Annotated in this window: 21 protein-coding genes; 9 read left to right on the top strand and 12 right to left on the bottom strand. The window is 64.7% G+C overall.

All coding sequences use genetic code 11. The features are described 5' to 3' along the window. Window positions 1–98: 98 nt before the first annotated feature. The gene (locus tag PG898_RS14515; protein ID WP_270824331.1) at window positions 99–725 is read right to left on the bottom strand and encodes a 3'-5' exonuclease; all 627 of its coding nucleotides are present in this window, start codon (window positions 723–725) and stop codon (window positions 99–101) included. 2 nt (window positions 726–727) lie between these two features. Then, on the bottom strand, window positions 728–2,515 hold the full coding sequence (locus tag PG898_RS14510; RefSeq protein ID WP_270824330.1) for a putative nucleotidyltransferase substrate binding domain-containing protein: 1,788 nt from the start codon (window positions 2,513–2,515) through the stop codon (window positions 728–730). A gap of 158 nt (window positions 2,516–2,673) precedes the next feature. Here PG898_RS14510 and PG898_RS14505 point away from each other — a divergent pair, with 158 nt between their 5' ends. Further along, window positions 2,674–3,480 carry a crotonase/enoyl-CoA hydratase family protein gene (locus PG898_RS14505; protein WP_226169361.1) on the top strand — a complete coding sequence of 269 codons (807 nt, stop codon included), beginning with the start codon at window positions 2,674–2,676 and terminating at the stop codon, window positions 3,478–3,480. Window positions 3,481–3,553: 73 nt separating this feature from the next. On the opposite strand, the gene PG898_RS14500 is transcribed toward PG898_RS14505, so the two are convergent. After that, a complete protein-coding gene (locus tag PG898_RS14500) occupies window positions 3,554–5,053 on the bottom strand; it encodes an alanine/glycine:cation symporter family protein (RefSeq protein WP_041205868.1) in 1,500 nt (499 codons plus the stop codon). Between the two features lie 306 nt (window positions 5,054–5,359). Between PG898_RS14500 and PG898_RS14495 the strand changes: the two genes are divergently transcribed. Next, window positions 5,360–5,791 (top strand): GNAT family N-acetyltransferase, encoded by a 432-nt coding sequence (locus tag PG898_RS14495; RefSeq protein ID WP_270824329.1) that lies wholly within the window; start codon window positions 5,360–5,362, stop codon window positions 5,789–5,791. Window positions 5,792–5,810: 19 nt separating this feature from the next. Next, window positions 5,811–6,620, top strand: coding sequence for a zinc-dependent peptidase (locus tag PG898_RS14490; RefSeq protein WP_043130757.1), 810 nt, complete (start codon window positions 5,811–5,813; stop codon window positions 6,618–6,620). Window positions 6,621–6,698: 78 nt separating this feature from the next. Here the strand turns inward: PG898_RS14490 and PG898_RS14485 are convergent, their stop codons facing one another. The 9 genes from PG898_RS14485 to PG898_RS14445 form a co-directional block, all read right to left on the bottom strand. After that, the gene (locus PG898_RS14485; protein WP_005315399.1) at window positions 6,699–7,295 is read right to left on the bottom strand and encodes an acetate uptake transporter; all 597 of its coding nucleotides are present in this window, start codon (window positions 7,293–7,295) and stop codon (window positions 6,699–6,701) included. Between the two features lie 761 nt (window positions 7,296–8,056). Next, window positions 8,057–10,960 (bottom strand): DUF748 domain-containing protein, encoded by a 2,904-nt coding sequence (locus tag PG898_RS14480; protein ID WP_408850820.1) that lies wholly within the window; start codon window positions 10,958–10,960, stop codon window positions 8,057–8,059. A gap of 204 nt (window positions 10,961–11,164) precedes the next feature. Then, window positions 11,165–11,578, bottom strand: coding sequence for a MerR family transcriptional regulator (locus PG898_RS14475; protein ID WP_270824327.1), 414 nt, complete (start codon window positions 11,576–11,578; stop codon window positions 11,165–11,167). A gap of 72 nt (window positions 11,579–11,650) precedes the next feature. Next, complete coding sequence (locus PG898_RS14470; protein ID WP_270824326.1) at window positions 11,651–12,622, bottom strand: hydroxymethylglutaryl-CoA lyase; 972 nt, start codon at window positions 12,620–12,622, stop codon at window positions 11,651–11,653. Next, complete coding sequence (locus tag PG898_RS14465) at window positions 12,619–14,580, bottom strand: ATP-binding protein (protein WP_270824325.1); 1,962 nt, start codon at window positions 14,578–14,580, stop codon at window positions 12,619–12,621. The genes PG898_RS14470 and PG898_RS14465 overlap by 4 nt, the downstream gene beginning before the upstream one ends. Next, entirely contained in the window at window positions 14,577–14,711 is a 135-nt protein-coding gene (locus tag PG898_RS14460) for a hypothetical protein (protein ID WP_268746738.1), read from the bottom strand. Before PG898_RS14460 ends, PG898_RS14465 begins: the two co-directional genes overlap by 4 nt. Further along, entirely contained in the window at window positions 14,708–15,562 is an 855-nt protein-coding gene (locus PG898_RS14455) for an enoyl-CoA hydratase-related protein (protein ID WP_043130750.1), read from the bottom strand. Before PG898_RS14455 ends, PG898_RS14460 begins: the two co-directional genes overlap by 4 nt. 10 nt (window positions 15,563–15,572) lie before the next feature. After that, complete coding sequence (locus PG898_RS14450) at window positions 15,573–17,207, bottom strand: carboxyl transferase domain-containing protein (protein ID WP_043130747.1); 1,635 nt, start codon at window positions 17,205–17,207, stop codon at window positions 15,573–15,575. Window positions 17,208–17,262: 55 nt separating this feature from the next. Further along, a complete protein-coding gene (locus PG898_RS14445) occupies window positions 17,263–18,411 on the bottom strand; it encodes an isovaleryl-CoA dehydrogenase (RefSeq protein ID WP_171269797.1) in 1,149 nt (382 codons plus the stop codon). Between the two features lie 276 nt (window positions 18,412–18,687). Here PG898_RS14445 and PG898_RS14440 point away from each other — a divergent pair, with 276 nt between their 5' ends. The 6 genes from PG898_RS14440 (at window position 18,688) to PG898_RS14415 (ending at window position 25,271) form a co-directional block, all read left to right on the top strand. Next, a complete protein-coding gene (locus PG898_RS14440; RefSeq protein ID WP_263685437.1) occupies window positions 18,688–20,199 on the top strand; it encodes a CoA-acylating methylmalonate-semialdehyde dehydrogenase in 1,512 nt (503 codons plus the stop codon). An 80-nt stretch (window positions 20,200–20,279) separates the two neighbouring features. Then, window positions 20,280–21,437: an acyl-CoA dehydrogenase family protein gene (locus tag PG898_RS14435; protein ID WP_005324156.1), complete on the top strand. Its 1,158-nt coding sequence runs from the start codon at window positions 20,280–20,282 to the stop codon at window positions 21,435–21,437. Between the two features lie 115 nt (window positions 21,438–21,552). Beyond that, window positions 21,553–22,350, top strand: coding sequence for an enoyl-CoA hydratase (locus PG898_RS14430; RefSeq protein WP_041205865.1), 798 nt, complete (start codon window positions 21,553–21,555; stop codon window positions 22,348–22,350). Continuing rightward, window positions 22,343–23,455, top strand: coding sequence for an enoyl-CoA hydratase/isomerase family protein (locus PG898_RS14425; RefSeq protein WP_270824324.1), 1,113 nt, complete (start codon window positions 22,343–22,345; stop codon window positions 23,453–23,455). Before PG898_RS14430 ends, PG898_RS14425 begins: the two co-directional genes overlap by 8 nt. A gap of 72 nt (window positions 23,456–23,527) precedes the next feature. Continuing rightward, window positions 23,528–24,448, top strand: a complete 921-nt coding sequence (mmsB, locus tag PG898_RS14420) for a 3-hydroxyisobutyrate dehydrogenase (protein ID WP_226169352.1) — start codon at window positions 23,528–23,530, stop codon at window positions 24,446–24,448. 61 nt (window positions 24,449–24,509) lie between these two features. Further along, window positions 24,510–25,271, top strand: coding sequence for an SDR family oxidoreductase (locus tag PG898_RS14415; RefSeq protein WP_005324164.1), 762 nt, complete (start codon window positions 24,510–24,512; stop codon window positions 25,269–25,271). The last annotated feature ends 38 nt before the right edge of the window (window positions 25,272–25,309 follow it).

The following is a 25,309-nucleotide window of genomic DNA, read 5'->3' as shown; positions in this document are numbered from 1 at the left end:
CCGTGACGGTTGTGTCAGCTGTGATTGAAGGGTGTCCCTACCGAGCAGCAGACCTGCTCATGTAATCAAAATGTGAAGCAAATGTTATTTTCGGACAATTAGACTTTGGGATAAGCCAGAGGGCCACCCTGATGCAGGCGCAGAAAGATGAGGGCGGCGGCGGTGGCGTCACTCAGGGCGTCGTGCAGGGGCAGGGCCGGCAGTCCCAGATGCTGGCAGATGGCGGCCAGATGCAGATCGATGACGGCGTCAGGGTAGCGTCGGTAGAGGCGGTCATGATAGAGCCGGCTCACCTCCAGGCCGCGCTGGGGCAGGGTCAGCCCCCAGAGCCGCTGGCAGGCCAGGTTGATAATGTGCAGGTCATAGGCGATGTGGTAACCCACCAGTTCACGGGGCCCGATGAAGGCAAGCAGCAGGCGCAGTGCGGCTTCCAGCGTCATGCCCTGTTGCAGATCCTGATGGCGCAGGCCGTGGATCACCACCGACTGCGCGCTCAGACTGGTCGGTGGCTGCACCCTGATGCTGAGGGCCTCCCCGGTCAATACTTGGTTGCCCTGGATGCGCACCGCGCCGATGGAGACGATCTCCGCCTTGGCAGGATCCAGGCTGGTGGTCTCGAAGTCCAGCGCCACCCACTCCTCTCCTGGGGGGGTTGCAAAGAGCGGGGCAAACTCCCCGTCCCGGAAGCCTCTACCCAGCCAACGACGTCGCCAGCGGCGCCACATGCCTATTGCCTAAGACGAAAGTGCAAGGTGAGCCACTGCTGGAACTTCTTCACCTGATGCAGGGCATGGCGCAGCAGATCCCGCTCCCCGTGCGCGAGTTCGGTGACCAGTACCCAGCTGTCGCCATCCTTGAGCTGGCTGCGCAGCCGCAGCCGCACAAACAGCCGGAAGGCTTCCGCCAGGTTGGCTCCATAGTCGGGGCTGAGGCGCCCCATGGCCACCAGGGCGTCAATCCGTCCCAGGGTCGAGGTCTCCAGCACTTCTGCCTCCAGGGCCAGCACCCGCAGGCCGTGCACCAGAGGGAAGAGGCCGCCCCGCTTGAGATCCAGCCCCTCGGGGGCCTGCTCCAGCCGGCCAAAGAGGGTGAGGGGGGTGTGAAAGGCGACCGCCGCCCGGGCCATCTCCGCCAGCAGATCCGGCCTGTCGGCCAGGCACTGTCTCAGGTGGCGGGCGAGGGGAGTAAGCAGAGGACGATCCCCCATGATGGCCTGGGCATCGGCCAGGGTGGCGAGCCACAGCAGATCGGCCTCGCTGGCACGTACGCACGCCTGCTCTATCTCGTCCTGCCACTGTTGTGCGCTCTTCACCCAGTCCGGGTTGCTGACCATCACCCGCCCCGGGCAGGGGGGATAGCCCAGGCGCTCGAGCAGGGCGCTGAAGGCGGCCAGATCGGCCTGTCGAGCGGGCCAATCCAGGTCATCTCGCAGGATCAGGGCATTGTCCTGATCGGTCTTCTGGATCTGCTCGCCGCGTCCCTCCGAGCCCAGCATCAGCAGGCACACCTGCTCCTGCACCTCGGGGGGGATCACCAGGGCGAAGGCCTTGGCGATCAACTGCTCGTTGATGGTGGCGATGAGCTTCATCAGAAACAGGGTATGGATCCCCTGGGCAAACAGGGAGCGGGTCAGCTGTTGCTGCTCCCGTGCCACCGCCTCCAGTGCTGGCAAGCTGTCGGCTCGAGCGATGCGCAAGGTCAACACATGGGAGTGGGTGGAGAAGAGCCCCAGCACCTGGGTCAGGTGAAGGATCCCCACCACCTCCTGCCCCTGCCAGATGACCAGCCGCTTGATGCGGTGGCGGGTCATCAGCAGCAGGGCATCGAACAGATAGCTGCCTTGCGCCAGGCCGATCAGGGGGGCCGGGGTCAGCACCGCGAGCGGCGCCGTCAGGGGCAGTCCCTTGAGGGTCAGGGCATGGAGCAGGGTCTTGCGGGTGGAGAGGCTCAGACTGCCGTCAAAGGCGGGATAGAGCAGGCAGTCGGTGCCCCGGCTGGCCATGGCTTCGCTGGCGGCCAGCAGACTGGTCTGACTGTCCAGTTGCAGTGCTGGCTGCAGATGTCCGGGGTCGATGCGAGTCAGGATGAATTCCGCCAGGTTCTGTTGTCCGAGCTGGCCGCGCCGCTCCTGCTCTCGTTGGCGCTCGGCCAGGGTTGCGGTGAAATAGTGTGCGAAGGGGGGGTGCGCGTCGCACAGCGTCTGGAAGGTGTCGCGGGGGATCAGTTGGCAGAGGGTGTCTTCCAGGGCGCTGAAGCGATGGCGGCAGCGGCCGTCGAACTGGGCGCGCACGTCGAACATGTCCCCCACGCCATAGTCGCCGAAAGGCTGGTGGGGCGCCGACTCCTCCACCGCGCCCTTGATGACGAGGTAGAGGCCGGGGGGCTCGTCCCCGGGGTGCAGCACCGTCTGACCGGTGCGAAAGTAGCAGATGCTGAGGCGCTGGCCGAGCCGTTCACGGGCAGCCACGTCCAGGCAGTCAAACGGCGGGCGGGCAAAATCGAACAGGAGTGACATGGCAATTCTCGGCCGTGAGCATGGGGCCAGTCTGGCAAAGGGGCCGGCGCGGGGCCAGCCGACTTTAGTCGCAGAGCGGGGCTGGCCTCCCTGTACCTGTCGATCACACTCTGGTAACTTGTGGTATGACCAGTTTCGGCACAAGGAAGAGGAAGAAAATGGACAAGCCAAGGATCAGGTGCGAGATCCGGGACGGCATCGCCGAGGTGATGCTGACCCGGGGGGACAAGCTCAATGCGCTGGACAGGGCCATGTTCGGCGCCATCGACGAGACGCTGAACCAGTTGGCGCGGCAGAAGGGACTGCGGGCGGTGATCCTGCACGGCGAGGGGCGGGCGTTCTGCGCCGGACTGGATGTGAAATCCATGCTGAGGCAGCCGGTGGCGGCCCTGGAAATATTGAGGCGCGAGGCGGATGAGGCGACCAACCTGGCCCAGCGGGTCGCCTACGGCTGGCACCAGTTGCCGGTGCCGGTGATCGCGGTGACTCAGGGGGTTTGTTTTGGCGGTGGCCTGCAGATCGCGCTCGGGGCCGATTTTCGCTTCAGCACCCCGGATTGCCGCTTCTCGGTGATGGAGATCAAGTGGGGCATCATTCCCGACATGAGTGGCAGCGTCACCCTGCGCAATCTGATGGGGGTGGACGTGGCCATGGAGCTGGCCATGAGTGGCCGCGAGCTGGATGCCCAGGAGGCCAGGGCGCTCGGGCTGGTGAGCCGGGTCTGCGAGGAGCCCCTCGACGAGGCGCGGGAGTTCGCCAGGACCCTGATCACCAAGTCACCGGATGCGCTGGCGGGGATCAAGCAGCTCTACCATCAGGCCTGGGCCCGCAGTGACGAGGTGATGCTGAAAGAAGAGACCCGTTTGCAGCAGCAGATCCTGGGGCGTCCCAACCAGTGGCGGGCGACCCTCAACAGCCTGTTTCGCTGGCGACTGCCGTTCGGACCCCGCCGCAACGCGCTCTGAACCGGCGCCCCCCTCAAGAGAGCACCAAATGAAAATGGCAGCCGAAGCTGCCATTTTGCATTGTGCCCTTTGATCACTTGGCAACGATATCCGGGTCTGCCTCGAAGGGATGGCCGGTTTGCTCGCGCATCAGGTTGACCTCGGCACGGTTGTCAATCCAGTAGTCGGCGTTCTTGATGCCGAGTTTCTCCGGGTGGAATACGGGATCAATTCCCTGCGCCAGCTGTGCCTCGTAATCCTTGAGGCAAGCGAAGGCCGGTTTTTGCAACATCAGGATGGCACCGATGTTGAGCCAGGCCATCAGACCGACTCCGATGTCACCGAGGCCCCAGGCCAGATCGGCGGTCTTGACGGTACCATAGACGGTGGCAGCCATCAGCGCGATCTTCAACAGGAAGGTGAGCCAGGGACGGTTAATCTTGCGGTTGATAAAGGCGATGTTGGTTTCGGCGATGTAGTAGTAGGCCACTATGGTGGTGAACGCGAAGAAGAACAGGGCGATGGCGACGAAGTAGTTGCCAAAGCCGGGCATCATGCTCTCCATGGCGGTCTGCACATAACCGGGGCCTGCCGCGATGCCGGCGATGCCGGTATAGATGGCGGCCCCGTCCGGACCCTGTACGTTGTACAGGCCGGTAATCAGCAGCATGAAACCGGTGGCGGAGCAGACGAACAGGGTGTCGATGTAGACGGAGAACGCCTGCACCAGGCCCTGTTTGGCGGGGTGGCTTACCGCGGCGGCGGAAGAGGCGTGTGGCCCCGTGCCCTGTGCCGCTTCGTTGGAGTAAACGCCACGTTTGACACCCCACATGATGGCCAGACCCAGAATGGCACCGAAACCGGCTTCCATCCCGAAGGCGCTCTTCCAGATCAGCAGGATCACACCGGGCAGTTGGCCGATGTTGAGGGCGATGATGACGCAGGCGACGATGATGTAGCCGAGCGCCATGAAGGGCACCACAGTACTGGCGAAGTTGGCGATGCGTTTCACGCCGCCGAAGATGATGAAGCCGAGCAGCAGCGCCAGACCGGCGGCGGTGACGTTCGGATCGATGTCAAAGGCGGTCTGCAGGCTGGAGCCGATGGAGTTCGCTTGCACCCCTGGCAGCAACACGCCGCAGGCGAAGATGGTGGCGATGGCGAAGGTCCAGGCGTACCACTTCATGCCGAGCCCTTTCTCGATGTAGAAGGCCGGGCCGCCGCGGTACTCGCCGTTGATCTTCTCCTTGTAGACCTGACCCAGGGTGGACTCCACGAAGGCGGAGCTGGCGCCGAGGAAGGCGACCATCCACATCCAGAACAGGGCGCCCGGGCCCCCGAAGGTGATGGCGGTGGCGACACCGGCGATGTTGCCGGTACCGACCCGACCGGCCAGCGTCATGGAGAGCGCCTGGAAGGAGGAGACACCGGCATCGTTGCCCTTGCCCTGGAACATCAGGCGTATCATGCCCTTCAAGTGACGCAGTTGCAGGAAACGGCTGCGCAGGGAGAAGTAGAGGCCCACCCCCAGGCACAAATAGATGAGCGCTGGGCTCCAAATCACGCCATTGATGGCATTGACGATCTCATTCATGTACAACAACTCCTTTGTTGCGCTGTCTTGGCGAGGTCTATATGCCTCGCTCCCTTAATATTGAAATATGCGGTGACCAAGGGGGTCACTCAGTATTGTGCGGGACTTTCGACTGGTTAGTCCGCGGGATTTAACATATCGGTTTGTATCGACCCTTCCTAGTGAAAAGTGTTGTCACTTTGTTAATTTGTGAATTGACATTAACAAATGGTGAATGGAACTGGACAAGATTCGGAACTTGCAGGTGCATGTTTTTCGTATCCAGGGTTCAGAGGGGATAATGCAAATGGGAGGCCAGGAGTGACAATGAAAGAAAATGACTGCACCATTCGTCTCGCCGAGCAGGGGGATGGCGCCCTGCTGTCAGCGCTGTTCGCGCAACTGGGGTATCCGACCCTGGGCGATGCAGTGGACGGGCGGCTGGCTGAACCGGATCCGGCCCGGGAGGTGCTGGTGGCCCTCTATCATGGGGAGATGGTCGGGGTGCTGGTATGGCATAGGTTGCAACCCATGCACCTTGCACCAGCCTGGGGCCTGATCTCGGCGCTGGTTATCGATGAAGGTGCAAGGGGCGGCGGCATGGGGGCCCGGCTGCTGGCGGCGGCCGAGGCGCGAGCGCTGGCCTCGGGTTGCAGCCAGCTGGAGCTCTCCAGCAGCCTCAAGCGCGAGGGGGCTCACCGCTTCTACCTGGCGCAAGGGTATGGCGAGCGGCCGAAACGGTTCGTGAAATTATTCTGATGTGGCATGAGGAGTCTGTGTGTTCTGGTCCAGGTTGAAAGCGGTATTCGGTCTTGCATCCCCTGCTGAGAGTCATGCCTTGGGAGCGCTGGAGTGGCAGCAGGCCCTGGCGGCCGTGCCCATCTTGCAGGGCTTCTCCCGCGATGAAGAGCAGCAGCTGATCGAACTGGCCAGCCACTTCCTCTCCCGCAAGACGCTGACCCAGCTCGGGGTCGAGCTTACACCCCGTCAGCAGGGGGTGCTGGCCCTGCAGGCGGTGTTGCCCATACTGCATCTGGGGTTGGAGTGGTATCGCGGTTTTCACGAGGTGATCATCATCCCCGAACCCGTGACCCGCCGTCAGGAGGTGCAGGACGAGTTCGGGCTGGTGAGCGAGTTTGAAGAGGAGAACGCCGGCGAGTCCTGGCCCCAGGGACCCCTGGTGCTGGCCTGGAGCGAGTTGCAGCAGGATGGGGACTGGGATGGCTTCAACCTGGTGATCCACGAGCTGGCACACAAGCTCGACATGCTGGGAGGGGATGCCGACGGGGGGCCGCCGCTCCCGAGCAGCATGGATCAGCGGCAATGGACCCAGGCGCTGCAGAGCGCGTTCGATGAGATGAATGCAGCGCTGGCCAGGGGAGAGGTAACGCAGATAGACCCCTATGCCGCCACGCACCCCGCCGAGTTCTTCGCGGTGTGCAGCGAGAGCTTCTTCACCGAGCCCCTGCGCCTGCGCGACACCTATCCGGCGGTATATGAGCAGTTCACCCGCTTCTACGGTCAGCAGCCTGCCGCCCGTTTTCCGGCCACCCGATTGCTGGCGGGAGATGGTGAGCTGCACAGCTGACTGGCGTCCCGGCGACAGAAAAACAAAAGGCACCCGAGGGTGCCTTTTGCATGGGCGCGAGCGCCGGGGCGCGGCAGATTATGCGGCAGCCTTGAGCTGGACTGCGGCGGCCTTCTTGTGATCGCCGATGGGCAGCACGGTGCGGCCGAACTGCTCGTTGATCACGGTGGCCATGGCCAGGTAGATGGCGCTGGCGCCGCAGATGATCCCTTCAAAACCAGCGATGGTGCCGATCAGGGTGCTGCCGGTGAAGTCACGGGCGGCCAGCAGGAAGAACAGCACGGTCAAGGAGGCGAACACGAACTGCTTCACGCGCGGGAAGTTGACGGTGCCCACCAGCATGAAGAGGGTGAACATGCCCCACATCAGCAGGTACCAGCCCATGTAGGCGTGGGGAGTGGCTTCGGCCAGACCCATGGTCGGCATCACCAGCAGGAACACCAGGCTCCACCAGAAGGTGCCGTAGGAGATGAAGGCGGTGACACCGAAGGTGTTGCCACGCTTGAACTCCATGATGCCGGCGATGATCTGGGCCAGACCGCCATAGCACAGACCCATGGCCAGGATCATGGCGCTGATGGGGAAGAAACCTGCGTTATGGATGTTCAGCAGAATGGTGGTCATACCGAAACCCATCAGACCCAGAGGGGCAGGGTTGGCCAATTTTTCGCTCACGTGGCGTTCTCCAAAAATAGAGGTGGGGGTTGATAAAAGACGCGCGATTTTAGGCAGGCTCTCGGCCCCGAGCAAGGGGGTGAGGAGGCTAAATGGTAAAAAAATGACAGGAAATTTTAAGTGACCAACCATTCGTGTCATTCAGGTAGACGACGGGTGAATGGATAACGTTTTCAATGTTGCTTTTTTGTATGAAAGGCTCCCGAAATGAAAACGGGTAACAAAAGGAGCGTCTGCCGCGATGACCGGTTTGCGGGCCCACCGCGCGCTGGAACAAGCGACGCTTGGGTTGAAAATTCACCTCATATGCCATCAGACAAGAGGTGTTCAACACCACTTAATCCTCTGGAACCCTCTGCTGATTGACGGCACAGCCCCGACGCCAGGCAGAGGCGCCCTCAGGACCGGGCAGGGGCGTGGTACTGGTCCCGACACAGGAGACCGGCCAGCGGAGCCTGGAATCTTCCTTCAGGAAGTACGAGGAAAAGGACGGCGCGCATATCTGCTGCCAACCGGCTTGAGGGGAGCGCAGGTTTACAGAGGCGGTCTGCTCACCACCTGGAAGCTGGCCTGTGTGGGAGCGCCGGATTTTCCACCCGCCCATGGGGTGGGTTGGTGCTTATGCGCAAAGGATGATGCAGGGCCAAGGGCGTGTGGCCAGCAAGGAAGCAAAGAGGCGAGCAGAGAAGGGAGCAGGAAGACCGGCAGGGAGGGCGAGCCAGAAGGGGGAAATCCCCCCTTCGCGGGGCCATCATCGCGGCTCAATTATCCAGGGTGAGGACTACCTTGGCCTCCTTGTCGCTCTCCTTGACCTGGCTGTCGAGCACGAACAGGCGATCCGGCGTGATGCCCTGGGTATCCACCAGGTACTCCTTGGTGTTCTGGGCCCGGCGCATGGCGAGGTTGCGCAGGGACTTTGCGGTGATCAGCTGCTGGTCCCGCAGCAGGATCACCGCCTGGGTGCGCAGGGCACCGCTCCCTTCATCGAGTTGCAGCCGGTCGGCCAGGGTGCCGAGATCTTCGTTGAACTTGGCCTCATAGGCCTCGGCCAGGGCACTCTGCAGGGCGGGGTCCTGCTCCAGCAGGGCGAGATCCACCGGGTTGCCGGTCAGCTTGGCCAGCACCCGCTCCAGCTTCTGGCGCTGCAAGATGGGGCGCTCCTCGTTGAAGTTGACCTTGCCGCGGATGTTCATGCTGAGCCTGGGTCTGTCTTTCAGTGCCTGAGCCAGGGTGGTCAGCTTGCTCTGCTGGCTCGGGGTGAGGGCGGGATCACCGGGTAGGAAGGGGAGCTCATCGAGATCCTGGGTGCCCCCTGTCAGGGAAGCCAGCAGGGAGAAGGGGGAGGTGATGGCCTTGCTCAAGGTGTTGCCGAGCACGTCCCAGAAGATGTTGCCCAGGCTGAAATCCGGCTGATCCAGGTTGCCCTTCACCTTGAGGTTCATCTTGATGACGCCGCTGGCGTCGCTCAGCAGGGCGATGGCGAGCCCCAGCGGCAGATCCCTGGCCTGCTCGCTTTTGACCTTCTCGCCGAGTTGCAGCTTCTTGATGGTGATGTCGTTGTCTCCCTCCAGCCGGTTGCCTTGCAACTTGTAGTTGAGCTTCATGGAGAGCTGCCCCTTGTCGATGGCGTAGCCGGCATAGGTGCTGGAGTAAGGGGTGAAGGTGGTGAGCTCCAGGTTGTTGAAGGCCACGGCGACGTCGAGCACGGGATCGTCGATCAGCAGGTTGGCGCCCCCCCGGATGGTGACGGGGGCGTACCTGTCCACCTTGCCATGAAAGGCGAGCTCGGAGCGTTGGCCCGGTGTGTTGCTGATGTGGCGGTTCTGGCCCTCAAGGGAGGCGATGTCCACCACGAATTCCGGGCTCAGGCTGCGGTCGGCGAAACGCAGGTTGCCCTGGGTGGTGCGGACCTGGTCGATGAGGATATGCGGTGCGGGCGCGCTCTGTTTGCTGGCCGGTTGCGGCAGCAGCAACTGCTGGACGTTGGTGACGCCCGTTTCGCTTATCTCGATGCGGGCGAAGGGCTTGCTCAGCAGGATGTCGGCAATCTTCAGCTGCTGGCCGATGCCGTCATAGTGCAGCCCGCTTAGTTGCAGCTTCTCTATCTGCAGCAGGCGCTGGTTGTCGGCCCGATCCAGCACATCGAGCCCCTCGATGTCGAGCCCGCCACTGACGTCCAGCTTGCTGAGGGCCCCCTTGTCGTTGGTGGCCAGGTCCAGCCGGGTGCGGCTGGCAAGCATGCCGTCCCGCACGCTGATGCGCAGCAGATCCTGCAGGTAGGGCTGCGCCAGGGTGAGCGGCAGGCCCTGCTGCTTGAGGGTGCCGTTCAGGGCGAAGGGACTAAGATCCAGGGTGCCATCAAAGGCCACCGTCGCCTGTGGAGGGAGTGTGCCGGTCAGGGTGAGGGGGCTGGGTTGGTCGGTCTGGCTGCCGAGGGGGCCCAGGGTGAGATCCAACCCGGAGAGATCCCGCAGCAGGGGCTTGCCGCTGCTGGACTCGGTCAGCTTGAGCGCCCCCTGGCTGATGCGGGCCTGTCTGAGTTGCCAGCGCCAGGGCTTGGCGGGTTTGGCCGGTTTCTTGTCCGGTTTGGGGGCTGGCTGGGGGATCAGAAGATCCGCGAGGTCCAACTGTTGGTGGTGGTCGAGCACGGCGGTGACGGCGGGGGCCTTGAGGGTGATGGCCTCGATATCGAGGGACTGCTTGCTGCCATCGACCCGGATCCCGGTCAGGGCCAGCTGGTTGAAGCGGGCAAATTCGCCACCCTTTGCCCCCTTGAGCTGCCAGTTGGCCAGGGTCAGCCTGCCCTTGGCGATCTGCCATGCCAGACCCTGCTTGCCGGATGTGAGCCGATACGCCAGCTCGGCGCTGGCCTCGCCCCTGGCCAGTGTGGCCTTGAGATAGGGGGCCCAGAGCGGGGAGAAGGGGGCGAGGGCGACCTTGCCGAGGTTGAGCTGCCCCTTGCCGGCCCCGGTCATGATGTTGAATTCACCGTCGGCCTTGAGGGGGCTCTTCTCATTGAATGTGGCACTCAACTGATAGCGGTTGAGGGCCGACGGCGCGCTGGAAAAATCGGGCAACTGCAGGGCGAGCTTGCCGAGGGTGAGGGGCGGCAGCCAACCCGGGCTGCGTTGCTTGCGGCTATCGCGGTAGTGGAATTGCCCCTGGGCCAGGGCCAGCTTGCCGATGCTCACCACCAGGGGCTCGCCGGTCGATGCTGCCTGTTCCCTGGTTTGCAGGGAGTCAAGCAGGGGGGTCAGGGCCTCGGTCAGGTTGAAACTAGCCTCTCCCTTGTTATCCGCCAGGCGCACAAGATCCACCTTGGGGGTGGTCAGGGTCAGCTCCTCCAGCACCAGGGCGCGCTGTTGCCAGCTCGCTTTCAAGGCGGGAATGACCTTCAGCTCTTCAAACGACACCAGGGGCTGCTGCCGCTCATCGAGCAGGGCGCTGGGCCCCAGGGTGAGGGAGGGGGAACGCAGCCCGACCTCTATCTTCCCCAGGGTGAGCTGCAGACCATAATGGGTGGCGAGCCAGCCCGGCAGGTGGCGCTGGATGAGGTTGGGGGCTTGCCACAGCAAGATGGAGAGGGAGACGAGCAGGGCGGCGCAGAGATAGAGGGCGTAACGCAACAGGCGAGCGGGCAGAGGCTTGAGCATGATGGTCTCCATTGGATGCGCATATGGTAGCAAGTAATCGAGAGGGGATCATGGCTGGGGCTCATGGGTTGCGCCGTACTCTGACCGGGATGGCACAAATGTTGAACACCATGTTGAGCAAGGGGCACAGAGCCACTCCTGCCGGGGCTGTCGGCCTGTACCTGGGGCGCATCTGTGGCATGGGGGACTCCGGGGGCGATATGCCCCCAGATTCGGTCAATCCGCGTCGGTTTTCAAGCCATCGAGGGAGTGGATGCAGCGCTGCTCGGCGGCATCCAGCTCGGCCATCACCATCTGGATGTCTTCGAGCTGCTGGCGCAGGGAGTGGCGCCGCGCTTCGATGAGCTGGATCATGGAGTGCAGCTGCATCCGGCTCGAGCGGTCGGTGTCATACATGTCGAACAGCTCGCGGATCTCCGCCAGGCTGAAGCCGAGTCGCTTGCCACGCAGGGTCAATTTCAGGCGGATCCTGTCCTTGTGGCTGTAGATGCGTGTCTGCCCCTCCCGGGCCGGGGTGATCAGCCCCTCGTCCTCGTAGTAGCGGATGGTGCGCGGGGTGATGTCGAACTCCTGAGCCAGCTCGGAGATGCTGTAGGTTCTCTCCTTGCCGCAAAGGTTGCCGGCTCTCATGGCCTGATCCTGCATGGGTCAATCTCCTGACATAACGACATGCTGCCGCTCTTCTTTCTGGCGGGGGCGTTTTCAGGGGTCATGGCACTCTCCTTGTGCTATCTCATCGAGTCCTGGCTGCAGCTCTCTGGCCCTAGCATGGAGCGCCTGCCCGACTCGCGAGCCGTTGGGACGACCGAGCTGCTCGCTCACCCACTGACCGGTGGCGGCCAGCTTGTCGAGGTTTACCCCCGTACTCATGCCAAGGCCGTGCAGCAGATAGACCACCTCCTCCGAGGCGACGTTGCCGGAGGCCCCGGGGGCATAGGGGCAGCCACCCAGCCCCGCCACCGAGCAGTCAATGGTGCGGATGCCGCGCTCGAGCGCCGGCAGCAGGTTGGCGAGCCCCTGGCCATAGGTGTCGTGAAAGTGCACCGCGAGCCGGCCGGCCGGGACTTCGTGCAGCACCGCATCCAGCATGGGGGCGACGGTGCCTGGGGTGCCTATCCCTATGGTGTCGCCGAGGGAGATCTCGTGGCAGCCGAGATCCAGCAGCCGCTCGGCCAGGGCGGCGACCCGTTTCGGGCGGGTCGGGCCGTCATAGGGGCAGGCGATGACGGTGGAGAGGTAACCCCGCACCTTGATGCCGAGGCGGCGTGCCTCAGCCACCAGAGGGGCGAAGCGGATCAGTGACTCTTCGACGCCGATGCCGATGTTGGCGCGGGTGAAGCCGTCTGAGCAGGCGGTGAAGAGGCCAATCTCGTCGACCCTGGCCTGGATCGCGGCCTGCAGGCCCTGCAAATTGGGCACCAGGGCACCATAGCGGGTAGGTCCCTTGCGCGGCAGGGCCTTGAACAGTTCGGCGGAGTCCGCCATCTGCGGCACTCGCTTCGGGGAGACGAAGGCCCCCACCTCGATCCGCTGCAGGCCGCTCTCTGCGAGGCGGTTGACAAGCAGAAGCCGCTGCGCCAGCGACAACAGGCGGGGTTCGTTCTGCAGGCCATCCCGCGGCCCCACCTCCACCAGGCTGACCCTGTCGACGGGGGTGCCATGCTCCTTGCTCATGCTGCACCTCCCTCGGCGTTCTCTGCGCCTGGGTCGGCAAAGTGCACCAGGACGGCGCCCTGGCTCACCTGATCCCCCTGGCGGCAGGAGAGGGCGGTGATCACCCCCTCCTTGTCTGCTTTCAAGACGTGTTCCATCTTCATCGCCTCCAGCACCAGCAGGGATTGCCCCTTGCTGACGGATTGCCCGACCTCGACCATCAGTGCCACCACCATGCCGTGCATGGGGGCCACGGCGCCCTGGGCCGTGTCGTGATCATGGTGTGGTCGATGGCGTTGATCATCGGCGGCGAAGGGAATGCGCCGGCCATCCAGCTGCAGCACGAAAGCCGCGTCTGCCGCCGGGGTGATGGGGCAGTGTACCCAGCGGCCCGCCCGCTGCAGGCGGATATGATCCACACCTAGCTCATAGGGGTAGGTTTCCCCTTGCCATGTGAGCCGACCGGCGCGCTCGGCAAGGGTCAGCACCCGGGCCTCCTCGCCGATCCGCACTGCCGCCGTCAGGCTTCTGAGGTCGCCCAACCGAAAACCGGGGGCCTGCTGCCAGGGGGAGGGGCCGGTGCGGCTGGCGAGCCAGAGGGTGGCGAGCGGCCAGGCGAGGGTCGGGGTGGCCAGCGATTCGGTCGGAATGGGCCACTGGGTGTGGTGTGCCATGGCCAGTACGTCCGGCTCCTCGCACAGGCGCAGCAGCAGCGGGCCGTTGTGCACCAGGGGACCGAGACTCAGGGCCGCCAGGGCATCGGCCAGCCTGGCGAAGGCCTCGGCCCGGCTCTGGCCGTGGGCGACCAGCTTGGCGATCATGGGATCGTAATAGGGGCTGACTTCATCGCCAGCGGCGACGCCGGTGTCGATGCGCACCCCCTGTGGCCAGTGCAGCCACTGGATGGGACCGCTGGCGGGCAAGAAGCCTGCCCCGACGTCCTCGGCGTAGAGGCGCGCCTCCACGGCATGGCCGCGCAGCACTACCTCTTCCTGAGTCAGCGGCAGCGGCTTGCCCTCGGCGACCGCCAACTGCCAGGCCACCAGATCCTGGCCGGTGACGGCCTCGGTGACCGGGTGCTCCACCTGCAACCGGGTGTTCATTTCCATGAAGAAGAACTCCTCCCCGCACAGCAGAAATTCGATGGTACCGGCCCCCACATAGTCGATGGCCCGGGCGGCGGCCACGGCGGCCTCGCCCATGGCGCGGCGAAGCGTGGGCGCTATATCCGGCGCGGGGGCTTCTTCTATTACTTTCTGATGGCGGCGCTGCAAGGAGCAGTCCCTGTCCCCCAGATAGATGGCGTTGCCGAGGGTATCGGCGAAGACCTGCACCTCCACGTGACGGGCGCGAGCCAGGTAGCGCTCGAGCAGCACCCTGTCATCCCCGAAGGCGGCCAGGGCTTCCCGTTTCACCGCCGCCAACGCTTCGTCAAACTCGCCTGGCTGTTCGACCCGGCGCATCCCCTTGCCGCCGCCACCGCTGGCGGCCTTGATAAGGAGCGGGAAGCCGACCAGATGTGCCTGATCACGCAGCAGCGCCACTCCCTGATCTGCGCCGTGATAGCCGGGCAGCACGGGGACGCCGGCCGCCTGCATCAGCGCCTTGGCGCCGGACTTGTCCCCCATGGCGAGGATGGCGGCGCCACTTGGGCCGATAAAGCGCAGCCCCTGGCTGGTGCAGGCGCTGGCAAAGTTGCTGTTCTCCGACAGAAAACCGTAGCCGGGGTGCACGGCGTCGGCCTCGGCCGCGTTGGCAATCTTCAGCACCTTGGCGGCGTCGAGGTAGCTCTCCCGCGCGGGGGCGGGCCCCAGGTGCCAGGCCTCGTCCGCTTCCCGCACATGCATGGCGCGAGCGTCGGCGTCCGAGTAGAGGGCTATGGTGTGAATGCCGAGGCGGCGTGCGGTCCGGATGATGCGCACGGCGATTTCGCCTCTATTGGCGATCAGCAGGCGTTTGATGGGAGCCTGATGTGTCATGTCTGCTCCTGGTGAATAAAGGCAAACTCGTTCATGAAGAGATCGAGGGGGGCAAGGCGTTGCTCCGCCCCCCGGTTATCCTCGCCGCAGCTGGCGACAAGAAGGCGTTTGATGGGCTGGTATTGAGTCATGTTTCATCCTTGAAACGGGGGCGCCAGCTGGGGGGGCGCTTGTCGAAGAAGGCCTGCATCCCCTCCTGGGCTTCGAGTCCGACCCGTACCCGGGCTATGGTCTCGACGGTGATCTCTTCGTGCTGATGACCGGGCTGGTGTTCGATGGTGGCCAGCAGCCGCTTGGTCTCCTTCATCGCCTCCGGGCCGTTGCGGCACAGCCGCATTCCCAAGGCCCGGCCCTCCGAGAGCAGCTGATCCGGCGTGCAGAGCCGGTGCGCCACGTTGAGGCGGCAGGCGGTGATGGCATCGAAGGGCTCGGCACTCAGCATGTAACGGCGGGCCTGACGCATTCCCATGGCGCGTACCACATAGGGGCTGATCACCGCAGGTACCAGCCCCAGGCTCACCTCGGAGAGGCAGAAGCGGGCGTCGTCGCTGGCCAGTACGATGTCACAGGCACAGAGCAGACCGAGGGCCCCGCCATAGGCCGCCCCCTGCACCAGCGCCACAGTGGGGAAGGGGAGCTCGTCCAGAGCTTGCATCAGCCTGGCCAGTACCCGGGCATCTTCCCGGTTCTTTTCAAACGAGGTGGGATCGAAGTCGCCCTGAAGCTGGTTGCGCATCCAGTTGAGGTCGGCGCCAGCGCAAAAGTGCCGGCCCTCTGCCCGCAGCAGCAGGACATGGGGGCGTTCTGCCAGCGGCTGGCCGTGGCGATGGGCCAGATCATCGAGGCAATCGAGCAGCTCCTGCATCAGATCGGCGTCGAGGGCGTTGTGGCGGGCGGGGCGTGCCAACACCAGCTCAACCAGCGGACCGTGGCGCTCCAGCCGACAGCCTGCCAGGGGGTCATTGTACAGTGGGTCGGACATGTCGAACTCCTTACATCCGGAAGATGCCGTATTGCTCGGGCCCGGGATTGGCTCCCTGGCAAGCGGCCAGCGCCAGGGCCAGCACGGTGCGGCTCTGGGCAGGATCGATCACGCCATCGTCCCAGAGACGGGCACTGGCGTAGTAGGGGTGACCCTGGCATTCATACTGTGCGATGACCGGGGCGCGGATGGCATCCGCCTCCTGCTCGTCCAGGGTCTTGCCGTCGGCCGCCAGCTTGTCCCGACGCACCTGCACCAGCACGTTGGCCGCCTGCTCGCCCCCCATGACGGAGATGCGGCTGTTGGGCCAGCTGAACAGAAAATCGGGCTCATAGGCGCGGCCGCACATGCCGTAGTTGCCAGCGCCGAAGCTGCCGCCGACGATCAGGGTGATCTTGGGTACCCGGCTGCAGGCCACGGCGGTGACCAGCTTGGCACCGTGCTTGGCGATCCCCTCCTTTTCCGCCTGACTGCCCACCATGAAGCCGGTGATGTTCTGCAGGAACAGCAGGGGAATGGCGCGCTTGTTGCACAGCTGGATAAAGTGGGCCCCTTTCTGGGCGCTGTCGCTGTGGAGCACGCCGTTGTTGGCGAGGATCCCCACGGGCATGCCCTGGATGCGGGCAAACCCAGTGACGAGCGTGGTGCCGAACAGCGCCTTGAATTCATCGAACACGGATCCATCCACCAGGCGGGCGATGAGCTCCCGGGCGTCGTAGGGGCGCTTGAGGCTGGTGCCCACCAGGCCGTAGAGCTCCGCGATGGGATAGAGCGGTTCGTCGTAGGTTGGTGCTGAGCTTGCGAAGCCCAACACCGGAACATCTCTCGATTGCGAGGGGGGATCCCCAAGATTGCCAACCAGGGTGCGGGCGATAGCCAGGGCATGGGCATCGTCCTCGGCCAGGTGATCGGCCACCCCGGAGTGGGCGCAGTGCACCAGGGCCCCCCCCAGGGCCTCGGCGCTGATCTCCTCGCCGGTGGCGGCCTTGACCAGCGGCGGGCCCGCCAGAAAGATGGTGGCCTGTTCCCTGACCATGATCGACTCGTCCGCCATGGCGGGCACGTAGGCGCCGCCTGCGGTGCACAGCCCCATCACCACGGCCAGCTGGGGGATGTTCTGGGCCGACATGCGGGCCTGGTTATAGAAGATGCGGCCAAAATGGTCCCGGTCGGGGAACACCTCATCCTGCATCGGCAAGAAGGCACCGCCGGAATCCACCAGATAGAGGCAGGGGAGGCGCAGCCGCTCAGCGATGGCCTGGGCACGCAGGTGCTTTTTCACCGTGAGCGGGTAATAGGTGCCTCCCTTGACGGTGGCGTCGTTCACCACCAGCAGGCAGAGCCGGCCCGCAATCTGGCCCAATCCGGTGATGATGCCGGCGGCGGGCACCGGCTCGTCATAGACCTGCCAGGCGGCCAGCGCCGAGAGCTCGAGGAAGGGGGAGCCCGGGTCCAGCAGCTGGTTGATGCGCTCGCGGGGCAACAGCTTGCCGCGCCCCTGATGGCGGGCGTTGTTGGCCGCGCCACCGCCCAGGGCTATCTCGGCGAGGCGGGCGTTGAGATCCTCGACCAGCCCCTGCATCGCTGCCCTGTTGGCGGCAAACTCGGCGCTGGTGGTATCCAGGCGGGAGTGGATCTGGCTCATGCGATCTCTCCCATCTGGTTGTTGTTGCCGATGGCAGGTGACAAAGGAAGCAGCATCATGCGTTATCTCCCATCAGCTCGCGGCCGATGAGCCAGCGGCGGATCTCGGAGGTGCCGGCGCCTATCTCGTAGAGCTTGGCGTCCCGCAGCAGACGACCGGTGGGGTATTCGTTGATATAGCCATTACCGCCGAGCAACTGGATGGCATCGAGCGCCATCTGGGTAGCGTTCTCGGCGGCAAACAGGATGGCGGCGGCGCAATCCTTGCGGCTGGTATGGTCCTGGTCGCAGGCGCTTGCCACCGAATAGACCAGGGCGCGGCTGCTGGCGAGCCGGGTATACATGTCGGCGAGCTTGCCCTGCACCAGCTGGAACTCCCCTATGGCCTGGCCGAACTGCTTGCGCTCGCGCACATAGGGGAGCACCACGTCCATGCAGGCCTGCATGATGCCAAGGGGGCCGGCGGCCAGCACCACCCGCTCGTAGTCGAGGCCACTCATCAGCACCCGGGCCCCGCCGTGCAGGGGGCCGAGCAGATTCTCTGCCGGCACGGCGCAGTGGTCGAACACCAGCTCGCAGGTACTGGAGCCGCGCATGCCGAGCTTGTCGAGCTTCTGGGCCGTGGTGAATCCCGGGGTGCCCGCCTCGACGATGAAGGCGGAGATCCCCTTGGCCCCGGCGGCCGGATCGGTTTTGGCATAGATGACGAAGGTGTCGGCATCCGGACCGTTGGTGATCCACATCTTGTTGCCATTGAGCACGAAGTGATCGCCCTCGCGTACGGCGGTCAGGCGCATACTGACCACGTCGGAGCCGGCCCCAGGCTCGCTCATGGCGAGGGCCCCCACGTGCTTGCCACTGACCAGATCAGGTAAATAGCGGGTCTTTTGAGCAGGGGTGCCGTGGCGGTGGATCTGGTTGATGCAGAGGTTGGAGTGGGCGCCGTAGGAGAGGCCGACCGAGGCGCTGGCGCGGCTCACCTGCTCCATCACCAGCACATGGGCCAGATAGCCGAGGCCCACCCCTTCATACTCTTCCGCCACCGTGATGCCGTGCAACCCGAGCTCACCCATCTGTGGCCAGAGGTCGCGCGGGAAGGCGTTGCTCTGGTCAATCTCGGCGGCGCGCGGCGCTATGACTTGCTGGCAGAAGGCCTCGACCTGCTCGGTCAGGGCGCGGAGGGTTTCATCCATCAGGGCATGCATCCTTGCTCTCCTTGGTTTGTGGTGCTCACCGGTGCCGCGCTCCCGAAAAAGGAGGGTTAACTGGTCAGTCCATCTGTGATTTAAGTTTACGTTAGCGTAAACGTAAATGAGTTGTTAGTCTAAGGTAAATTCGTTGAGTGCCGACTGCAAGGGGCATTCCCCGTGCGGGCAAACACAAGGAGTGAGAAAGATGAGCAGCGAGTGCATCCGGCCTGCCGGTCTGCCTGAGGGGGCCTGGCGTAGTGCCAGCCAGTGTGCAGCCAAGGAGAGTGCGGCATGAGCCAATACCACACCCAGTACGGCGATCTGCCGCTCTATATTGGCGGCGAGGCGTACCCCTCCGCGAGCGAGGCGTGGATCGAGGTGACCAACCCGGCGGATCAGAGCCTGCTGGCGCGGGTGCCGAGGGCCACCGCCGAGGAAGTGGAGCTGGCCGTGCGCCGCGCTCACGACGCCTACCTGCTGTGGCGGGAGGTGCCGGCCCCCGAGCGGGCCCGGGTCATGTTCAACTATCAGCATCTGCTGAAAGTCCATCATGACGAGTTGGCGACCCTGCTGGCCCGGGAGACCGGCAAGAACCTGGCGGATGCCAAGGGGGACGTCTGGCGCGGCATCGAGGTGGTGGAGCAGGCCTGCGGCATTGCCAGCCAGACCATGGGGGAGACCATGGGCAACGTGGCGCGCCGGGTGGATGGCCACTCCTGGGTGCAGCCGCTGGGGGTCTGTGTCGGCATCACGCCGTTCAACTTCCCGGCCATGATACCGCTGTGGATGTTCCCGTTGGCGGTGGCTTGCGGCAACGGCTTTGTACTCAAGCCTTCCGAGCAGGATCCCCTGACCCCCATGCGCCTGGCCGAGCTGTTCACCGAGGCGGGGGCGCCAGCGGGCATCCTCTCGGTGGTGCACGGCGGCGCCGAGCAGGTGGATGCGCTGCTGAGTCATCCGGATGTGAAGGCGGTCAGCTTCGTCGGCTCGGCCCGGGTCGGGGCGCACGTCTATCGCACCGCCACCGAACACCTCAAGCGCGCCCAGTGCTTCGTCGGTGCCAAGAACCACATGGTGATCATGCCGGATGCCAACAAGGCGCAGGTGCTGAGCAATCTGGTGGGGGCAGGGGTGGGCGCCGCCGGTCAGCGCTGCATGGCCATCAGCGTGGCGGTCTTCGTGGGCAGTGCCCGCGACTGGATCCCGGAGCTTGCCACCGAGTTTGCCAAGGTGAAACCCGGGGTCTGGCACGATCCGCAGGCGGCCTACGGCCCTCTTATCAGCCCGGAAGCCAAGGTACGAGTCGAAGGGCTGATCGAAGCCGGCATCGAGGAAGGGGCCGAGTGTCTGCTGGACGGCCGCTTCTGTGACGTGCCCGGCTACCCGGTGGGCAACTGGGTGGGACCCACCCTGTTTCGCGGCGTGACCCCCAAGATGCGCATCTACCAGGAGGAGATCTTCGGCCCCGTGCTTGCCTGCCTGGAGGTGGAGAGCCTGGACGAGGCGCTGACCCTCATCAACACCAACCCCTACGGCAATGGCACCTCGATCTTCACCGGCTGCGGCGCCGCGGCCCGCAAGTTCCGTCACGAGGTGGCGGTGGGTCAGGTGGGGATCAACGTGCCCATCCCGGTGCCGCTGCCGTTCTTCTCCTTCACCGGCTGGCGTGGCTCCTTCTACGGGGATCTGCACGCCTACGGCAAGCAGGCGGTGCGCTTCTACACCGAGACCAAGACGGTGACCGAGCGCTGGTTCGACGAGGACATTCCCAGCGGCCCCAACATGACTATCCACCTGCGTTGACGGCGGGATGCAGCAAATGATGTCCGGGCCATGGCACCGGGCACTCGGATTGAACGAACAAGCACAAGGAAGCGAACAAGATGGACTTTACCCTGACCGAGGATCAGCAGGCCTACATGGAGGCCGCCACCGCCTTTGCCAACGAGGCGCTCAAACCTCACGCCGCCCGCTGGGACAAAGAGCACGAGTTCCCCGTTGCCACCATCAAGCAGGCGGCTGCGCTCGGCTTCTGCGGCCTTTACACCCCGGAGCAGTACGGCGGGCTAGCCCTGCCGCGGCTCGACGCCAGTCTGGTCTTCGAGCGTCTGGCCATGGGCTGCACCTCCACCACGGCGTATCTGACCATCCACAACATGGTGAGCTGGATGCTGGGCACCTGGCTGCCGGCCGAGGTGGCGGCAGAGTGGGTGCCGAAGCTTGCCAGCGGCGAGCTGCTGGGATCTTACTGCCTCACCGAGCCGGGGGCGGGATCGGATGCCGCCGCCCTCAAGACCCGCGCCGTGCGCGATGGCGATGATTACCTGATCGAGGGCAGCAAGGTCTTCATCTCGGGGGCCGGCAGTACCGACGTGCTGGTGGTGATGGCTCGCACCGGTGGCGAGGGGTCGAAAGGGATCTCTGCCTTTATGGTGCCCGCCGACAGCCAGGGGGTTGTCTATGGCAAGGCGGAGGAGAAGATGGGCTGGAACAGCCAGCCCACCCGGGAGGTCGCCTTCAACGGGGTTCGCATTCCCGCCCGCTACCGCCTGGGGCAGGAGGGGGAGGGCTTCAGGTTTGCCATGCAGGCGCTGGATGGCGGGCGCATCAACATCGCCACCTGCTCGGTGGGAACGGCCCAGCAGGCCCTCGACGACGCCCTGGCCCATGTGCAGCAGCGCCAGCAATTCGGACACCCGATCAGCGAATTCCAGAGCGTGCAGTTCCGCCTCGCCGACATGGCCACCGAGCTCGCCGCAGCCCGCCTGCTGGTGCGCCAGGCCGCCGCCAAGCTCGACAGCGGCAGTCCGGACAAGAGCGCCTGGTGCGCCATGGCCAAGCGCTTTGCCACCGACGTGGGCTATCGCGTCTGCGATGAGGCTCTACAACTCTTTGGTGGCTATGGTTATATCCGCGAATACCCCCTCGAGCGTTACCTGCGCGACACCCGGGTACACCGCATTCTGGAAGGCACAAACGAAGTGATGCGGCTGATCATCGCCCGCCGCCTGCTGGGAGACCCGGGTCTGTCGCTGGAGTAGGGGGGCATTCTCTCTGACGGGTACAGTGCCGTCGTCAGGCTTTGTGAACCAGCCGAATTTAGGCGCCATTCAACCCTGTCATCATGGCGGCAGGTTTATTGACAAGGACAATGCAATGACAAGGATCAGGCTCGAATATCACGGTCACGTGGCCTACATCACCCTCGACCACCCGCCTGCCAACACCTGGACTCTGGCCAGCCTGCAGGCCTTCCTGCAGATGATGGTGGAGCTGGATGGTCGCCCCGACGTGGTGGCGCTGGTGATCCGCGGGGCGGGGGACAAGTTCTTCTGCGCTGGCGCCGATCTCAAGATGTTTGCCGACGGCGACCTGGAGCACGCTCGCGAGGTGGCAGAAGCCTTTGGTCGCGCCTTCGAGGCGCTGGCCCGCTTCCACGGTGTCAGCATCGCCGCCATCAATGGTTTTGCCATGGGAGGGGGGCTGGAAGTGGCGCTGGCCTGCGACATTCGCATCGCCGAGCAGCAGGCGCTGCTGGGACTGCCAGAAGCGTCGGTGGGCTTGCTGCCTTGCGCTGGCGGTACCCAGCGTCTCACCGAGCTGGTGGGCCCGGGTTGGGCCAAGCGGATGATCCTGTGCGGCGAGAAGGTGAGTGCCACCCTGGCCTACGAGATGGGGCTGGTGGAGGAGGTGGTGACCGAAGGGCACGCCTGGACGGCGGCGCAGCAGATGGCGCAGCGGGTGGAGTGCCAGAGCCCGAGCGCCCTGCGTGCCTGCAAGCGCCTCATCAACCAGGGGCGCAGCGGCCATAGAGATGCGGCGTTGCCGCTGGAGCGCAGCCTGTTCCTCGCGTTGTTTGACGATGCCAACCAGCGCGAAGGGGTGGTCGCCTTCCTGGAGAAGCGGGCCCCGCGCTGGCACTATGACAAACCCAGTGGAGAGTCCCATGACTGACCCCGTGCGCGTCGCAACCCATCCCACGGCGGACGGGTACCTCATCGGTGTCTTGACGCTCGACAGCCCCGCCTCTCTCAATGCCCTGAGCCTGCCGATGATCCAGCGCCTGCAAGAGGCACTCACGGCGTGGGAGCAAGATCCTGCCATCGTCTGCGTGCTGTTGCAGGGGGCCGGGGAGAAGGCGTTTTGCGCCGGGGGCGACATTCGCTCCTTCTATTACCGCCGGCAGGAGGAGAGCGAACAGGCGCTCTTTACCTATGCCCGCGACTTTTTTGAGCAGGAATACCGGCTCGATCACCACATCCACCGTTACACCAAGCCCCTTGTCTGCGTGGCGGATGGCATCTGCATGGGGGGCGGTATCGGCCTGTTCGCCGGTGCCGATTTTCGGGTGGTGACTGAGCGAAGCCTGTTTGCCATGCCGGAGGTGACCATAGGTCTCTACCCGGACGTTGGCGCCAGCTGGTTCTTGAGCCGGATGCCTGGGCGACTCGGACTCTGGCTCGGGCTCACCGGCGCCCGCTTCAACGGGGCGGATGCCATCGGCCTGGGGCTGGCGGATCACGCCATGGCCAGCCGTGAGCGGGCCGAGCTGCTGCCACGGCTCGCCACCCTCGACTGGGCTGCCAAAGAGGATCCACGTGAGCAGATAGATCAACTGCTGGGCGGGTTGCGGCGCGCCCTGGGGGAGGCGTTGCCGGCCTCCGTGATCCTGCCTCATCAGGGCAAGATTGATGACCTGCTGGCCGGGCGTTCCCTGCAAGGGGTGCTGGACAGGTTGAACCATGCCGTCTTCGATCCCGCCCTTGGCGAAGGGAGCCTGACGCAGGCCCGCGACACCTGCCGTGCCGGCAGCCCCATCAGCCGCGCCATCCTGTGGCGCCAGTACTGGCAGGCACGTCGCCAGTCGCTGGCCGAGGTGTTTGCCGACGAACTGGCGCTCTCGGTCAACTGCGTGCTCAAGGGGGATTTCGTGGAAGGGGTGCGGGCACTGCTCATCGACAAGGACAAATCCCCCCGCTGGCAGCCGCCCCGGCCCGGTGCTGACTGGCTCGACGATTTCTATCGCTGGCCCGAGGGGAAAAATCCCCTGGCCTGCTGAGGGGCCAGCGCTGCCAGGCAAGGGATGCGCTGGCCGAGAGGCCGGATTACGAACGGAGCAAGGAGCAAACTGATGACAAGGATTGGATTTATCGGGCTCGGCAACATGGGGGGGCCCATGGCCGCGAACCTGGCCAGGGCGGGCCACGCCGTGCGCGTGTTTGACTTGATGCCGGAGAGTGTCGCCAAGGCGATCGCCGCTGGCTGTATCGCTGCCGGGGATGCCCGCGAGGCGGTCACCGGCTGCGATCTGGCCATCAGCATGCTGCCGGCTGGCGAGCATGTGCGCGGACTCTGGCTGGCAGAGGGAGGCGGCCAGGATCTGCTGGGAGCGCTGCCGGCGGGGGCGCAGGTGATCGACTGCTCCACCATAGATGTGGCCTCGGCCCGCGCGGTGGGAGACGCGGCAAAGGCGCGCGGCATCCGCTTCCTCGATGCCCCCGTCTCGGGCGGGGTGACCGGCGCCGCGGCGGGCACCCTTACCTTTATCGTCGGTGGCGAGTCCGCAGATTTTGAAGCGGCCAGGCCCATCCTGGCCTGCATGGGTCAGAACCTGTTCCATGCAGGGGCGCTCGGGGCGGGCCAGATCGCCAAGATGTGCAACAACATGCTGCTCGCCATCCACATGGCGGGCACCGCCGAGGCGCTGGCGCTCGGGGTCAAGGAGGGGCTGGATCCGGGCGTCCTCTCCACCATCATGGGCAAGAGCTCGGGCAACAACTGGAGCCTGGAACGCTACAACCCCTGGCCCGGGGTGATGGAGAACGCCCCCGCGTCGCGCGGGTATGAGGGGGGCTTCATGACCCGGCTGATGGTCAAGGATCTGGGGCTTGCCATGGCGCTGGCCGAGCACGCCCACAGCGCCGTGCCCATGGGGGCACTGGCCCGCAACCTGTTCAACCTGCACGCAAGCCAAAGCCGGGAGAGCAAGGATTTCTCCAGCATTCTCGAGCTCTATCTGGATAAATCCCAGGACAAGTCCGGCGCGATGTGACGCGGGATCCTGCCTTTCATTCGTCATCCCGTCATCCGGGTCCAGGCAATAAGGAGCATTTATGGATATCACAGAAAAAGTCATCGCCATCACGGGGGCCGGGCGGGGGCTCGGTCGCGCCATCGCCCTGCGTCTGGCCAGTCAGGGTGCCGTGCTGGCGCTGATTGACGTCAACCGTGCCGATCTGGAGGTGACCGAGGCCGAGGTGCGCAGCCGGGATGGTCGCTGCGCCCTGTTCGTCTGCAACGTGGCGGATGAACCCGAGGTGGAGGCGACCTTTGCCGCCATGGAGGAGCAATTGGGCGCCCTGCATGGCCTCGTCAATTGCGCCGGCATATTGCGGGATGGCATGCTCATCAAGATGAAAGAGGGGGAACTGGTGGAGAAGATGAGCCTGTCCCAGTGGCAGGCTGTCATCGACGTCAATCTCACCGGTACCTTCCTCTGTGGACGCGAGGGAGCGGCCTTGATGGCGAAAGGGGGGCAGGGGGGCGTCATCATCAACATCTCCTCCATCGCCCGCGCCGGCAATATAGGTCAGAGCAACTATGCCGCCAGCAAGGCGGGGGTCGCCTCCCTGGTGGTGACCTGGGGGCGCGAACTGGCCCGCCACGGCATCCGGGTGATGGGCATAGCCCCCGGGGTCTTTGCCACCGACATGACGGCGGCCATGAAGCCCGAAGCCATGGCCCGGATGCAGCAGGCCATTCCGGTTGGCGCCCTGGGGCAGGGGGAGCAACTGGCCCAGACCGTGCAATTCATCCTCGCCAACGACTACCTGTCCGGCCGGATCATCGATCTCGACGGTGGCCTGCGACTCTAACCCCGGCGGTGATCCGCGACTGCCCCTTGCCACTGGCA

Origin of the sequence: Aeromonas sp. QDB31 (genome assembly GCF_027707605.1) — a bacterium.
GTDB classification, from domain to species: domain Bacteria; phylum Pseudomonadota; class Gammaproteobacteria; order Enterobacterales; family Aeromonadaceae; genus Aeromonas; species Aeromonas media.
Note: the sequence above shows the minus strand (reverse complement) of the source record. Positions and strands in the feature narration are given on the sequence as shown.

Excerpts from the sequence above, each read along its gene's own strand:
- PG898_RS14515 (WP_270824331.1), bottom strand. The coding sequence starts at position 725 with ATGTGGCGCCGCTGGCGACGTCGTTGGCTGGGTAGAGGCTTCCGGGAC.
- PG898_RS14510 (WP_270824330.1), bottom strand. The coding sequence starts at position 2,515 with ATGTCACTCCTGTTCGATTTTGCCCGCCCGCCGTTTGACTGCCTGGAC.
- PG898_RS14505 (WP_226169361.1), top strand. The coding sequence starts at position 2,674 with ATGGACAAGCCAAGGATCAGGTGCGAGATCCGGGACGGCATCGCCGAG.
- PG898_RS14500 (WP_041205868.1), bottom strand. The coding sequence starts at position 5,053 with ATGAATGAGATCGTCAATGCCATCAATGGCGTGATTTGGAGCCCAGCG.
- PG898_RS14495 (WP_270824329.1), top strand. The coding sequence starts at position 5,360 with ATGAAAGAAAATGACTGCACCATTCGTCTCGCCGAGCAGGGGGATGGC.
- PG898_RS14480 (WP_408850820.1), bottom strand. The coding sequence starts at position 10,960 with ATGGAGACCATCATGCTCAAGCCTCTGCCCGCTCGCCTGTTGCGTTAC.
- PG898_RS14475 (WP_270824327.1), bottom strand. The coding sequence starts at position 11,578 with ATGAGAGCCGGCAACCTTTGCGGCAAGGAGAGAACCTACAGCATCTCC.
- PG898_RS14470 (WP_270824326.1), bottom strand. The coding sequence starts at position 12,622 with ATGAGCAAGGAGCATGGCACCCCCGTCGACAGGGTCAGCCTGGTGGAG.
- PG898_RS14465 (WP_270824325.1), bottom strand. The coding sequence starts at position 14,580 with ATGACACATCAGGCTCCCATCAAACGCCTGCTGATCGCCAATAGAGGC.
- PG898_RS14460 (WP_268746738.1), bottom strand. The coding sequence starts at position 14,711 with ATGACTCAATACCAGCCCATCAAACGCCTTCTTGTCGCCAGCTGCGGC.
- PG898_RS14455 (WP_043130750.1), bottom strand. The coding sequence starts at position 15,562 with ATGTCCGACCCACTGTACAATGACCCCCTGGCAGGCTGTCGGCTGGAG.
- PG898_RS14450 (WP_043130747.1), bottom strand. The coding sequence starts at position 17,207 with ATGAGCCAGATCCACTCCCGCCTGGATACCACCAGCGCCGAGTTTGCC.
- PG898_RS14445 (WP_171269797.1), bottom strand. The coding sequence starts at position 18,411 with ATGCATGCCCTGATGGATGAAACCCTCCGCGCCCTGACCGAGCAGGTC.
- PG898_RS14440 (WP_263685437.1), top strand. The coding sequence starts at position 18,688 with ATGAGCCAATACCACACCCAGTACGGCGATCTGCCGCTCTATATTGGC.
- PG898_RS14435 (WP_005324156.1), top strand. The coding sequence starts at position 20,280 with ATGGACTTTACCCTGACCGAGGATCAGCAGGCCTACATGGAGGCCGCC.
- PG898_RS14430 (WP_041205865.1), top strand. The coding sequence starts at position 21,553 with ATGACAAGGATCAGGCTCGAATATCACGGTCACGTGGCCTACATCACC.
- PG898_RS14425 (WP_270824324.1), top strand. The coding sequence starts at position 22,343 with ATGACTGACCCCGTGCGCGTCGCAACCCATCCCACGGCGGACGGGTAC.
- mmsB (WP_226169352.1), top strand. The coding sequence starts at position 23,528 with ATGACAAGGATTGGATTTATCGGGCTCGGCAACATGGGGGGGCCCATG.
- PG898_RS14415 (WP_005324164.1), top strand. The coding sequence starts at position 24,510 with ATGGATATCACAGAAAAAGTCATCGCCATCACGGGGGCCGGGCGGGGG.